Here is a 13,183-nt window from a genome sequence, read left to right as displayed (position 1 = left end):
ATCCATTAAATCTATACATGAATGAAAATAATTAACAAATAATAAAGCATTAATTCTTATACACTAAAAAAAAATGAGCCTATTATCTGATTTTGTTAAAATAAATATATGATATTGAATTACCCACTCATTATTTTTATTTTAACAACTCTGAGTTAGCCCACATTAAGTATGATAATTATACTAGCAATAGAATTGTGTATTCGTTCTATTGCCTTTTTATTTCATCTCACCATTAATTTCTTAAATAATCTTACTCACTTGTATTTTTTCATCCCCTCATCTTTATATATTTAGAGACAAAAGCATCATCTCTTGCACGGATAAATGACATTAAAGAGCCAAAACATTTACCTTTATCTTATGTGGAAAAAATTACCAATATAGAAGATATAAAGGGTAATATTTTCTCAACATTTGAACAATGTTAGTAAATTCAGAAAAAACTTTCTCCAATAAATTCAGTATGATGATGGTATTAAAAATAGAATAACCCATTGAATTCTCATACTGTTTATTGGATGCATGCAATGAAAAAACAATTATCTTCTCGTTGGAAAATATTGATAGCGGCAGTTAAACAACAAGTAAAACCCGCTTTAGGTTGTACAGAACCTATTTCGCTTGCATTAGCGGCTGCAACAGCAGCAAGTTACCTACAACACGCGATTACCCGCATTAGCGCAGAAGTTTCTCCTAATTTAATGAAAAACGGTATGGGTGTAACCGTACCTGGTACGGGCATGGTGGGATTATCTATTGCCGCAAGCTTAGGTGCTGTGGGCGGTGATTGTAAAGCAGGTCTTGAAGTATTAAAGAATGCAACATCAGAGCACGTAGAGCAAAGCAAAGCATTATTAGCGGCAGGCATTGTGACTGTTTCGATTAAAAAAGCGTGCCAAGAAGTGCTATATAGCGAAGTGACTGTTGAAGATGGCGAAAATAGCGCAACAGTCATTATTGCAGGTAACCACACTAATATTGTTAAAATCATTCATAACGGTCATATTGTTCTTGATAACACTTGTACTGATGCAGAACAATCTGCATCACCTTGCGAAATAAAAGAAACGTTGACCCAAACCAATACCCAAGAGATTTACCAGTTTGTTACTCAAACGCCCGTAGAAGACATTTCTTTTATCCTTGAATCAGCACACTTAAATGATGCGTTATCAAAAGAAGGTTTGAGCAATACTTATGGTTTACATATTGGACAAACTTTACAACGCCAACAACAGCGTGGCTTATTAGCAAAAGATTTATTATCAGAAATTATGATCCGTACCTCTGCCGCATCGGATGCACGTATGGGGGGCGCCGTTTTACCCGCAATGAGTAACTCAGGTTCAGGTAACCAAGGTATTGCTGCAACGATGCCTGTTGTGGTGGTTGCTGAATATTTACATGTTAGCGAAGAGAAAATGGCAAGAGCATTAATGCTTTCTCATTTACTGGCTATCTATATTCACCATAAATTTCCTGCATTATCTGCATTATGTGCAGCAACAACCGCATCAATGGGAGCGGCGGGTGCAATTGCATGGCTAATGGATGAACGTTACGATTCTATGGCTATGGCAATTAGTAGCATGATTGGTGATATCAGTGGTGTGATTTGTGATGGCGCCTCAAATAGCTGTGCGATGAAAGTCTCAACTGGAGCGAGTGCAGCGTATAAAGCCGTGTTAATGGCGCTAGACAACACTTATGTGACAGGTAATGACGGCATTGTCGCTCATGATGTGGATTCTACAATTGAAAATCTATGTGCATTAGCAAGCCGTGCAATGCAACATACTGATGTTCAAATTATTGAGATCATGGAATATAAAGCCGTTGCTAATGGCTAATTTGAGTGTTTAAAAAGTACCCCCATAATAACCCGTATTATGGGGGTAAAACATAAGATCCTAGGAACAGGATCCTCCTCAAGTCAGGAGCTTATCAATATTCGTTACTGCTATTTACGGCTACTACGGTGACTTCTTACTACATTCTAACACTCACTACAGGGTATTCGGTTAATTAGCCTTCTCTTCAATACTAGGCATCAATGCATCAAAATTGGCTCTTATCTCTTCTTCTGGTAATTGAATACCAATAAAGACCAATGTGCTTTGACGTATTTCATCGTCATTCCACGGTCTATCCCAATCAGCACTATAAAGACGTTGTACCCCTTGGAATAGCAAACGATTAGGCTGATCTTTAATATTTAATATCCCTTTATAACGTAAAAGATGATCAGCAAAGCTTAATAATAATTTTTCCATTACGTCTGAAACTTCTTGTAACTCAACGGGATAGTCGAATTTTAACACAATCGAACTGATATCATCTTGCTTATCCGCCTGATAACGAAACAAAGGCTGTTTTACATCGAGATTATCGTTCAACATAAAACCTTTTACGTTAAACAGGAGTCCTAAATCAACTTGCCCATGAATAACGGTATGTACTGGTGCTCTGGCATTAATACGTCTTAATCGAGCCATTAATTCAGGAGAGGCTGGCGTGATATCTGTTTTCGTTAACAGAATGCGATCAGCATAACCAATTTGTGATTGTGCAATCGTAAATTGATCCAGTTGTTGTTGAGCGTGAACATTATCCACAAGCGTGATAATGCCATCTAATAAGTAGCGCTGGCAGATGATCTCATGAGAAAAGAATGTTTGGCTAATAGGGCCAGGATCAGCCATACCCGTGCATTCAATAACTAATCTATCAAACTCGATTTCACCACGATCTAGACTGTCACATAAGTCTAATAGTGTGTCTTCTAATTCATTCGATTTACTACAGCAAATACAACCATTGGTCAGTGTTTTTATTTGAGTGGCTCTATCACCAATGATTTCATCATCAATAGGTACTTCACCAAATTCATTTTCAATAACAGCAATTTTATAACCATGCTTTTCATTAAGCATATGGCGTAACAGTGTTGTTTTTCCGGATCCTAAAAAACCGGTCAGTATTGTCACTGCAATAGGTTCCATCATTTATCTCCTTTACGGATCATTAGCAACAGCGAAAACCGCCTTTACCATCACCACCGCCATAACGGGCTTCCTGACGCTCACGGAAAAACTCGTTATAGGTCATAACCGGCTTATCTGGGTGGTTATCCTTCATGTGTTGCACATAATTATCGTAATCAGGAATACCTATTAGCATACGGGCTGCTTGTCCTAGATATTTTCCAGCTTGTCCTAAATTACCAAACATAAGTTTCTCCTAAGCCCCGCCCTAGCAAGCCAGAGCGGGGGATTTTACCTACCAACCTAAATTAGTGACCTGAAGACACTTTTACATCTTTTGGCATAGGCACATACGGTGTTTCTTGTGCTGTTTCTTCTGGGGTTTTACGTGCTTTCATTGCAGTACGGAAACCGTAGAAAATGATGCTGTAAACAACCACTAAGAACAGAATACTTAAGCCAGCATTGGTGTAGTTATTAATAACAATATGATTCATATTGGTAATTTCAGCTGCAGTTAAGTCGGCACCACCCGCTAAAATCTTCGCTTTGTATTCATTTGCTAAGTAGAAGAAACCTTCCATTTGTGGATCATCACTAAGAAGTTTCAGACCTAACGCCCATGTTGTACAAATTAATAACCATACTGCTGGAACAACTGTCACCCAGATATATTTAGTACGTTTCATCTTAATTAAAATAACAGTACCTAATACCAGAGCAACCGCGGCTAACATTTGGTTTGAAATACCAAACAGTGGCCACAAGCTTTTCACTCCGCCTAATGGGTCAACAACACCTTGATATAACAGATATCCCCATAATCCTACGCAACCCGCTGTACCAATCACACCCGGAATGAATGAGTTTGTTGTCTTCAGGTAAGGGATAAAGTTACCTATCAAGTCTTGGAACATAAAGCGTCCAGAACGTGTACCTGCGTCTAACGCTGTTAAAATAAAGAGCGCTTCGAACAAGATACCAAAGTGATACCAGAAGCCCATATCCGCAGCAGGAATGATTTTATGGAATACCATCGCAATACCCACGGCTAAGGTCGGCGCACCACCAGCACGGTTTAATACAGAAGGCTCACCTATGTCTTTCGCCGTTTGTAGAATTTCTTCTGGCGAAATAACAAAGCCCCATGAACTCACCGTTGCAGCAGTATGTACAGTAACTTCTCTTAACTGCTCCATAATAACTGCGGTATTTTCACCACCTAACTCATGGAGGTTCGGCATAGTAATACCTAAACCTGCTGGTGGTGTATTCATTGCAAAGTATAGACCGGGTTCAATGATAGATGCAGCCACTAACGCCATGATTGCAACGAATGATTCCATTAACATTGCACCATAACCGATAAAACGCGCATCCATTTCATTGGCGATAAGCTTAGGTGTTGTACCTGAAGCAATCAGTGCGTGGAAACCAGAAACAGCACCACAAGCGATAGTAATAAATAAGAATGGGAATAAAGCTCCTTTCCATAATGGACCTGTACCATCGACATATTGAGTAACCGCAGGCATTTTCAGTTCAGGGTTTAGGATCACAATCCCAACGGCTAAACCAACAATAACCCCGATCTTCAGGAACGTCGCTAAGTAATCGCGAGGTGCTAGGATCAACCAAACTGGCAGTAATGCGGACACAAAAGCATAACCAATAAGACCAAAGGTGATGGTTGTATCTTTAAAGGTTAACGCAGGTCCCCAGTATGGGTCGTGAGCAATAACACCACCAAACCAAATCGCAGCAACCAGTAATACAATACCGATCACAGAGACTTCACCAACACGGCCTGGGCGGATATAGCGCATGTAGATCCCCATAAACAGGGCAATCGGTACTGTTGAACAAACAGTGAATACTCCCCATGGGCTTTCTGCTAATGCTTTAACAACAATAAGTGCAAGCACTGCAAGAATGATGATCATGATAAGGAAACAGCCGAATAACGCGATAGTACCCGGAATTGGACCCATCTCTTTCTTTATCATCTCACCAAGTGAGTTACCATTACGGCGTGTTGAAATAAACAGCACCATAAAGTCTTGTACTGCACCCGCAAGCACAACCCCAGCTAATAGCCAAAGTGTACCCGGTAAATATCCCATTTGCGCAGCAAGTACTGGCCCCACCAAAGGACCCGCACCTGCGATAGCCGCAAAGTGGTGACCAAATAAAACGTAACGGTTAGTTGGAACGTAGTTCAAACCGTCATTATTGACAACAGAAGGTGTTGCTCTCGTTGGATCCAATTTCATCACTTTTTGAGCGATATAAAGACTATAATAACGATAAGCAACTAAATAAACAGCAACAGAAGCAACAACTATCCACAGCGCACTGACGTGTTCCCCACGACGAAGTGCAACCACTGAAAGACAAAAAGCACCAATAATCCCGAGGATCACCCAAGGTACGTGCTTTAAAAATGTATTTTTGTTCATGAGACACCTTTTTTTCAGGCAAGACCGAACAGCCAAAGAGTAATGCGGGACAGCAGAGAATGATTTAAGCGAATCTGAGAGAGAACTGCCCGCAGCTACATAATAAGAATTCTTACATAGGAATGGAGTGACTAAATCTCTTAGCGGTTGTATAACGAATTAAGCGGTCTGTTTTCTTAGTTAAGTGGTTCTGCTATTTTTAAATGGTGTTTTTTTTTGTGATCAAGATAACAAATTTATGACTTTCAATAAGTTAGAAAATCTCTAAATAAAAGAAAACCGCCTTTTTATTAACAAAAACGGCGGTTTTTTATAACATTATTTAATTGAATAGTGATTATTGGCTAAATTGAACAGATATCAAAATCACATTACCTTTTAGAGCAGGTGACCCATTAAAACGCCATTGATATGCAGCATCGATAACAGCATCGTCGATACTCATGTCACCACTACTCGATTTCAATAACACCACAGTGGGAACACCTTGGGGATCAACGTCGAGTTGTAAGATCATATCCCCTGTTTTAGGGGCTGTATCAGGTGCATTCACTTTCGGTAATGCCTGATCACTGCCTTTGATATTCGCTGATGAAAAATCAATGCTAAATACCCGATTTGATTGCTCAATTTTGTTGGTATTCAACGGTGAACGAACAACTTTGCTATTCGGGTCTGATGCGGGTATTGCACGTTGAGTTAATTGAATTTGAGTTAAATCATCACTGAGATAATCCTCTTCAGGCTTGATTTCGACGTCTTCAGGTAAATAACGCATATCCATTCTGGCTCGTAAAGTCTGATAACGCTCTAAACGTACACCTTCAAGTGTCTCCATCACCATACGCATTTCTAACATTTGCATAAGAGATCCAATACTTTCTTTTGACTTCTGTTGTGCGGCTTTAGCAAATGCTCCCGCTGCGATTTCAGGATCCTCATCAAGCCATGTGATCCCCCAACCTAACCAAACATCTTCACGCTCAGGATCTAATGCAATAGCTTGTTCAAAATGAGTACGCGCTTTCAACAATAAAGTTTGCCAATATTCTTTATCTTGCGGATAAATTTTAGGGGAGCTCGCTAAGTTATTAATTCCCACGTTGTAATACTGCAACTCAAAACGAGCAACCATTCTGACAACATCAGCATTATCTTGATACAGAGCCAGTTTTTCATTTAAGAAACGAATACTATTATCCCAACTTTCATGGTTATTTTTACCATTAGGCAATGTTTGTAACTCTTTTAAGATAGCTTGTAACGCTGCACGTTTTTCTTGCTGTTGTTGGGATAATCTAGGGTAATAAGAAGCATAAGGATCATAGCTAGAGCGAGCCACTTCTCTTCCATCTTTTAATTCTGGTGCTTGTTTTTTCAATTCTGAATAAGCATTTTCGGTCAGTGTTATCCCTTTAGCATCTTGTCTTGCGTAGGCTTTCACTAATTTTATCAATGTAGATTGCAGCTTAACGGCATACTCTTTCCAACCAAGACGGGTACTTTCAAAACGTACTGTCACTCGTTGACGATACCCATCTTTGTTTGGCATAAAACGCCAGTAGCGAGCAGCTTTCACGGCTTGATCATCAAAAGCATCAATACCACTGCTGTTTTGTACCCAAAGCCCTGAAATACGCCCTTGAGGATTGACATCAACCGATAAAATAACATCTGCACGAGGGATATACTTTCTGATGGTTGGATAACGGATCTCCGTTAAATTTTTCACTTCATTAGGCGATTCAACGATCACTTTTCCAGGATACTCCTTTCCCATCATTGATTGCATTTCAAGATAAGTGGTTAAATCATTATTAATTGCGTTATTCACTGGTAATCGTTGGTTTGCTAACGTTGTTATCTCTTCTGGAGGAGAATTGTTTTGCCGATAAAAACGATCTTCGATAACACGCGCCTGCAATATTTGATAAATCTGCCGTTGATTTTCAGTAAGCTCTGAAATTGCTTTTTTCAATAATGGTTGTACTGAAACATCATGACGAGCTTGTTTAGTTTGTGTCAGTGTATCCGCCACCATTAAAGCTAGCATCGCTTTTTCAACTTGTGCATCCAAAGAAAGATGAGCAATATAAGTCAGCGCTAAAACTTGCCATGCTTCAGGTGATAATGGTGCAACAGCAATCACATTTATACCTGATTGCATTAATTGAGCATCATGGCTATTTGAAAGAGAAGCCAATGCCTGAGCAACCATAACCTCCGGCTGATTTAATAACCAGTCGCCATAAAAATTGAGTGTTTTGACTGCTTCTGCATGTTCTGGTGTTCCCTTAGCATAAGCGAAATAAGCTTCTTTCGCTTTTATCGCGTCTATCACATCATCACTAAAATAATCTAGCCCGGGTAAAGCTATTCTGGCTTTCTCCATAGCACTAATAGACGCTAATGCTTTCGGTTGATTAGAGCGAATAGCTTTACGAATATCATCTTCACTGTTAACAACTAAGTCATGATAATTTTTCCATTCTGATTGTTCGATATTCTGTAAAACAAATCGACGACGATCTTCTAATTCATTTTTGGGGATAATCGAAAATGACACGCTGAGTGCCATTAAAAATACGAGCCCACCACCACATAAATAATAAATATTTTTTAGATCGCCACGATTGCAACAACATCACAATCGTCATAATCAGAGAGCCTACCCACACTCCCAGTAAGAAATTACGCTCATCAAAGCGAACAGATGAGGGGAGAATTTTGCTATTAAAACTATCAATCAAACTAAAAGTTGAAACTAAAAAAGCAGGTAACCAAAAAGGGAACAGTAACGTTATAATGCCAATAATAATCAGTATAAGTTTTACTCTTTTTTTTCATTTTATTTTCCCTAATCTATGGCCTTTTTTTCAATATACTCGATGAAGGGAAAACAAACAGGATCAATAAAACGATTACGGAAACCATTAAAAACATCACACTCATTATCGCCATTATAAATTGTTTAAAATAATCCGCTTTGATTAAATCAGAGACCCAATTAGAAGCTAACTCACTACTTATATCCTGTGGAATAAAATTCATCATCAAAACTCCAAATATCACAGGGATCAACATAGCAATAGCGGTATGAAATATGACTTTAGGGACTTGGTTTATTGCATTTTTAACCGCTATAAATATCGCAGGCGGTTGAATCGGTTTCGCTGGCGTAGGTTGAATTGGCGCTTGTCGGATATTCGCATTTTGTACTCTTTTTTGACGAATTTGTTCACGTTGCGTTTGGTTTTGTTTTTGCGTAATAGCAACTTGCTGTAACTTCGCCTCTCTTGCACATGCTGCGCAAGCTTTACCTGCAAAATGCTGATGATTTTTATCTTTTTGACAAACGACTAGCTGTTGCTTTTCGGGTTGTGCATATTCATAAAGTGCTGTCGCCCATCTCTTTGCACTGGGTCTTTGCGAAGGTGTGCCTGAAAACGCTTTATCAAAAAGAGTTCTTAATTTATCAGGTAATTGTTTATGTCCACTCGCCACACTGGGTGTAATTAAATTATGTGCTTTTATCCCATAACCATAAAAACGCCCAGCAATACGCCTTGGAATATCTGTAGGTACAGTGTCATTTTTAGGGCGACCACTAAAGGGGTGGATCCCAAAATTAAGCAACTGAAAAATGATAACGGCTAAGGCAAATCGATCTTGCCACTCTTCTTCTGCTTCTGGAATAGTTTGTTTAGCTTGAAATTCAGGCGCTAAATATTCAACGGTAAATTGCCCCGCAGGATAACGTGTATTTTCACCTTGAATACTAAAACCATCACAATCGAGAAGAGACATATACAAGCTTGATTTATAAAACCGTAAATTCAATGGTTTCATATCAATAATACGGTGCCCTTGCTGATGTAAAGCATCAATCAATGAGCAAAGATTATAGGCGAGACTCACTTTCGCCCCCATTCCCGAGGGTAAGCCATGAGCTTTGGCTTGGCGTTCTTGAAGAATGTATTCCAACTCAATCGTATTTTTGACATCAAGTTCAGGCATCACAAAGCCAACAAATTGCTTTTGACTATTGTATAAACGTGCTTGAGGCCATGCGAGCTGGATAATAGGCGTGCCATTAACAGAAACGGGCTTTAATGCAGGTTCTAACTTCTGCATTGCCGTGATTTTTTTTCAAATAATAGGCTTTATCAATTTTGTCATGATAAACTTTTGATACTTGAAGAGGTGCGTTATTAATATGGCTAACACTGCCAGCCCCTCCGCTTTTTATCAAATCACCTATTTGATAAATCTTACCGTTTTCATCTTGTAATTGACTAGATACAAGTTGAACTATCCCTTTTTTTCTCGCTTTTACCACAACGCTTCATCCCTGATACAAATAATTAAGGTTTTATCATCGCCTGTAATTGAATGTGTTCGAGGATCAGCTAAAGTCCCTGCTAATGCCTCACTTCCGCTCTCTTCTGATACTGTTTTTAAATAACGGAGCACGGGAGTAATAAAGGGTTCATACAAAGCATCACACGTTTTATTCATGGCAAAAGGCTGTACACCATCTGACATCAAAATAACCTGTTTTACCGGTTTATTGAGGGGAATAACGCGTAGATGCGATTCCCAATTTTCTGATGTCACAAACCATGTTTGATTTGCATATTCCCCATTTTCAGGCTGTGATACATAACGTGTACCATCACTGTATTCCACCACAGCAATACCATCACCTAAATGGAATAAATAGCCACTATCATCACCAACCCAACATGCCACTAGTGTTGATGCATATTCATTAAGCGCACACTGCTTTATTTCTGCATATTCCGCCAGCTGGAGGCGAATATCTTCAATAACTTGTTTAGCCCCTTGCGTTATCTGTTTTTCGGTTAACAAATCAATGTTTGGCCACTCTGTAATGCGTAGCGTAAATAACCGAGCAACAAGCTGAGCACCTTGTTCGCTATAACGAGAAGAGCCTGCACCGTCACAAACAGCGGCGATAAGATACTCACCTTTACGACGAATAAAATAAGCATCCTGACAGGGAATTTGACGCTCTTGATGGGCAATACCTGTCACAGATGCCCCATAAGCTAACCAATCATTCATCAAACAGGTACACTCGCCCAAGAATCAGTTGAAGGTAATTGTGCCGTACCACCTGGTGTTGATTGAGAAACCACCTGCATACTGGCGCTTAGCCACAAGAACAATTCTTTAAATTGCAGTCCTTTAAGCATTTTCACACCATTAACACCATTACGGCTAAAGCTTCCCATGACCTCTGCTGATGCACCATCAACCATTATAGGAAATACCGCTGTTTTTTGATTTTCTTCTGCTTGACGACAAAGCTGCGCGGCGTGTTCCCATTGGTCTGTCGGAACACCATCAGACATTAAAAATAACCAAGGACGAGTATAAGCCACACCTGCTTGTTTAAAGCGCTGTTTTTCAGCTTCAATTTCTTCAAGTGCTAGCGTAATGGCTTGCCCCATCGGGGTTGTGCCATTTGCCTCCAAAACAGGTGCCGTAAAATCCATCGCATCTTTCCAATCGCCATGAACAGTACATTGATCATATCCACCATATTCAATGACTAAAATACGCACACGTTTCGCTGCAATAACATCATTTTTTTAATTCTTGTTCAAGTAGCTTAAGACCTTCATTTAATTGTTGAATAGGCTGCCCATACATACTACCAGAGCTATCTAGCACTAAGATCAGAGGGGTTCTTTGTTCACTATTATCAACTAAGGCTACGTCAGGGATCATAAGATGCTCCATCATTCAGTTATTATTTTTCATGATAATTATTAATGTAACATAAAGACGCAAAATTCATCAGAAAGAAAAAATAATAAAGTGAAGATAAAGATATTTCTGAAAAACAATAAGCTTTAAGATTTAAAACCCGATGTTTTAAATTAAAATTGAGGCCATTTTCATGATTTCAGATGAAAAAAAGCACCTGATTACATCTTGTAAAAGGTGCTTTTTTAATAAACTATTTATGATGTTAATAGTGGATTTTTTGGCGTCCAGCAATAGAGTGTGAAAGCGTTGTTCCATCGACCATTTCAAGCTCGCCTCCCACAGGAACCCCATGAGCGATTCGGCTAGCGGCAATATCATACTGCGCACAAATTTCAGCAATATAATTGGCTGTTGCCTCACCTTCAACGGTCGGGTTTGTCGCTAAGATCACTTCAGAAATAGTCTCTTGGCTTAAGCGCTCTTCAAGTCTATCTAAACCAATATCCATAGGTCCAATACCATCTAAAGGGGATAAATGCCCCATTAAAACAAAGTATCGACCTGCAAACTGCCCTGTCTGCTCGATAGCATGAATATCCGCAGGACTTTCAACAACACAAATTTGCCCATTTTGCTGACGGCGAACATTAGCACAAATGGTGCAACGCTCTTCTTCAGTAAAAGTCCGGCAATCACAGCAATGACCAATTTCAGACATTGCACGCGTGAGTGCTTGTGCAAGTCGCATACCACCGCTTCTATCACGTTGAAGTAGTTGGAAAGCCATTCGTTGCGCTGATTTAGGCCCAACACCGGGTAAACAACGCAACGCTTCCATTAATGATTCAAGAAGTGGGCTAGTTTGCATTAGAATGGCATCTTAAAGCCTGGCGGCAATTGCATTCCATTAGAAACAGAGGCCATTCTTTCTTTTTGTGTTTCATCAATACGACGCGCAGCATCATTAAAGGCAGCAGCAATCAGATCTTCCAGCATCTCTTTGTCATCTTCTAGCAGGCTAGGATCGATTTCAACACGACGGCAATTATGAGCACCATTGATAGTGATCTTAACTAAGCCAGCGCCAGATTCACCTGTCACTTCTAAGTTTGCGATCTCTTCTTGCATTTGTTGCATTTTTTCTTGCATTTGTTGGGCTTGCTTCATCAGATTACCCAAACCACCTTTTCCGAACATAATTGTCTCTCTTTGTAAAAGCCACACAGTATGAAGTCATACAACATGTTGCGATTAAACAGGTCGGATACTCTCTTCATCCAATTCAGCATCAAAATATTGCTGTAATGTTTGAATCGTTTTATCCGTAATAATCGATTGACGCGATAACGCCAATTTTTCATCATAAATGGCTTGTCGCCACTCCAACGGCGTTTTTTACCGCTGGATCATCATCTTCTATAATTGTGAGTGAAATTGCTTTTCCATGCAATTCACTTAACGCATTAGTGAGCGTGCGTAACGCATTTGCTGAATTTAAATGTTTCTGTTTAGTTCGTAAATGCAAAATAACGTTTTCTTCGCTTACGGTCTCTTTATACGCATTTAATGCCAGTTGTTGCACCAATTTAGGTAATGGCATTTTGTCAATTTCAGCCGCCCAAGCATCTCTTTCTTGCGACTCTTTAGCAATTTTTGCTGCTAATTCAGGTGTTTTTTCATACTCGAGAACTTCTTTGATCTCTTTAGGTGAAGAAACCGTCTCTTGCGTTGACATGAGCTCAGGGTTTTGCGGACGCCACTGATACGCTTCTTTTTTCTTTTTTTCAGGTGCATTAGTTTGACGCTTCGCAGCTTGCTGGCGTTTTTCACTCACGGCTGCTAGCCGCTCTAATGCACTAGCAGCCGGCTTAGCCCGATTAGGCGTCGCCGGTTCAGACTTTTTTTGGCGGGGTTTGCTGTTCCGACCCCTTTATTGCCTGCCTTGCTCTTAAAAGTTGCGCTGCGGGACTATTGCCTAATGAAGCACTATTTTCTTTT

12 protein-coding genes and 1 pseudogene are annotated in these 13,183 nt (G+C 39.7%); 1 reads left to right on the top strand and 12 read right to left on the bottom strand.

The genetic code is table 11. The features are described from left to right. Positions 1-530: 530 nt before the first annotated feature. Entirely contained in the window at positions 531-1,853 is a 1,323-nt protein-coding gene (locus BHE89_RS21030) for an L-cysteine desulfidase family protein (protein ID WP_069368546.1), read from the top strand. Positions 1,854-2,024: 171 nt separating this feature from the next. Here BHE89_RS21030 and yjiA read toward each other — a convergent pair whose 3' ends face one another. From yjiA to BHE89_RS20975, 12 genes and pseudogenes are all read right to left on the bottom strand, one after another. Beyond that, positions 2,025-3,005 carry a GTPase gene (gene yjiA / locus BHE89_RS21025; protein ID WP_069368547.1) on the bottom strand — a complete coding sequence of 327 codons (981 nt, stop codon included), beginning with the start codon at positions 3,003-3,005 and terminating at the stop codon, positions 2,025-2,027. Positions 3,006-3,027: 22 nt separating this feature from the next. After that, positions 3,028-3,234 carry a YbdD/YjiX family protein gene (locus BHE89_RS21020; RefSeq protein ID WP_004245057.1) on the bottom strand — a complete coding sequence of 69 codons (207 nt, stop codon included), beginning with the start codon at positions 3,232-3,234 and terminating at the stop codon, positions 3,028-3,030. A gap of 61 nt (positions 3,235-3,295) precedes the next feature. Beyond that, on the bottom strand, positions 3,296-5,446 hold the full coding sequence (locus BHE89_RS21015; protein ID WP_069368548.1) for a carbon starvation CstA family protein: 2,151 nt from the start codon (positions 5,444-5,446) through the stop codon (positions 3,296-3,298). 337 nt (positions 5,447-5,783) lie between these two features. Then, complete coding sequence (locus BHE89_RS21010; RefSeq protein ID WP_128860761.1) at positions 5,784-8,024, bottom strand: TonB family protein; 2,241 nt, start codon at positions 8,022-8,024, stop codon at positions 5,784-5,786. 284 nt (positions 8,025-8,308) lie between these two features. Beyond that, positions 8,309-9,580, bottom strand: coding sequence for a DNA-binding protein (locus tag BHE89_RS21005; RefSeq protein WP_128860760.1), 1,272 nt, complete (start codon positions 9,578-9,580; stop codon positions 8,309-8,311). Next, positions 9,540-9,785: a hypothetical protein gene (locus BHE89_RS21000; protein WP_128860759.1), complete on the bottom strand. Its 246-nt coding sequence runs from the start codon at positions 9,783-9,785 to the stop codon at positions 9,540-9,542. Before BHE89_RS21000 ends, BHE89_RS21005 begins: the two co-directional genes overlap by 41 nt. Further along, positions 9,779-10,534, bottom strand: a complete 756-nt coding sequence (locus tag BHE89_RS20995) for a PP2C family serine/threonine-protein phosphatase (RefSeq protein ID WP_069368551.1) — start codon at positions 10,532-10,534, stop codon at positions 9,779-9,781. The genes BHE89_RS21000 and BHE89_RS20995 overlap by 7 nt, the downstream gene beginning before the upstream one ends. Continuing rightward, complete coding sequence (locus BHE89_RS20990) at positions 10,534-11,037, bottom strand: vWA domain-containing protein (protein ID WP_286146402.1); 504 nt, start codon at positions 11,035-11,037, stop codon at positions 10,534-10,536. Before BHE89_RS20990 ends, BHE89_RS20995 begins: the two co-directional genes overlap by 1 nt. 19 nt (positions 11,038-11,056) lie before the next feature. Then, positions 11,057-11,203 carry a hypothetical protein gene (locus BHE89_RS26550; protein WP_286146401.1) on the bottom strand — a complete coding sequence of 49 codons (147 nt, stop codon included), beginning with the start codon at positions 11,201-11,203 and terminating at the stop codon, positions 11,057-11,059. Positions 11,204-11,447: 244 nt separating this feature from the next. Next, positions 11,448-12,053, bottom strand: a complete 606-nt coding sequence (recR, locus tag BHE89_RS20985; protein WP_069368552.1) for a recombination mediator RecR — start codon at positions 12,051-12,053, stop codon at positions 11,448-11,450. After that, a complete protein-coding gene (locus tag BHE89_RS20980; RefSeq protein ID WP_023580840.1) occupies positions 12,053-12,382 on the bottom strand; it encodes a YbaB/EbfC family nucleoid-associated protein in 330 nt (109 codons plus the stop codon). The genes recR and BHE89_RS20980 overlap by 1 nt, the downstream gene beginning before the upstream one ends. 54 nt (positions 12,383-12,436) lie before the next feature. After that, positions 12,437-13,183 (bottom strand): annotated as a pseudogene (locus BHE89_RS20975) (DNA polymerase III subunit gamma/tau C-terminal domain-containing protein); the annotation flags it as partial.

The sequence above is a fragment of the Shigella sp. FC1967 genome, assembly GCF_001743005.1.
GTDB lineage: Bacteria > Pseudomonadota > Gammaproteobacteria > Enterobacterales > Enterobacteriaceae > Proteus.
The sequence above is the reverse complement of the archived record's forward strand: the minus strand, read 5'-3'. Positions and strand labels throughout refer to the sequence as shown.

Excerpts from the sequence above, each read along its gene's own strand:
- BHE89_RS21030 (WP_069368546.1), top strand. The coding sequence starts at position 531 with ATGAAAAAACAATTATCTTCTCGTTGGAAAATATTGATAGCGGCAGTT.
- yjiA (WP_069368547.1), bottom strand. The coding sequence starts at position 3,005 with ATGGAACCTATTGCAGTGACAATACTGACCGGTTTTTTAGGATCCGGA.
- BHE89_RS21020 (WP_004245057.1), bottom strand. The coding sequence starts at position 3,234 with ATGTTTGGTAATTTAGGACAAGCTGGAAAATATCTAGGACAAGCAGCC.
- BHE89_RS21015 (WP_069368548.1), bottom strand. The coding sequence starts at position 5,446 with ATGAACAAAAATACATTTTTAAAGCACGTACCTTGGGTGATCCTCGGG.
- BHE89_RS21010 (WP_128860761.1), bottom strand. The coding sequence starts at position 8,024 with ATGGCACTCAGCGTGTCATTTTCGATTATCCCCAAAAATGAATTAGAA.
- BHE89_RS21005 (WP_128860760.1), bottom strand. The coding sequence starts at position 9,580 with ATGCAGAAGTTAGAACCTGCATTAAAGCCCGTTTCTGTTAATGGCACG.
- BHE89_RS20995 (WP_069368551.1), bottom strand. The coding sequence starts at position 10,534 with ATGAATGATTGGTTAGCTTATGGGGCATCTGTGACAGGTATTGCCCAT.
- BHE89_RS26550 (WP_286146401.1), bottom strand. The coding sequence starts at position 11,203 with ATGATCCCTGACGTAGCCTTAGTTGATAATAGTGAACAAAGAACCCCT.
- recR (WP_069368552.1), bottom strand. The coding sequence starts at position 12,053 with ATGCAAACTAGCCCACTTCTTGAATCATTAATGGAAGCGTTGCGTTGT.
- BHE89_RS20980 (WP_023580840.1), bottom strand. The coding sequence starts at position 12,382 with ATGTTCGGAAAAGGTGGTTTGGGTAATCTGATGAAGCAAGCCCAACAA.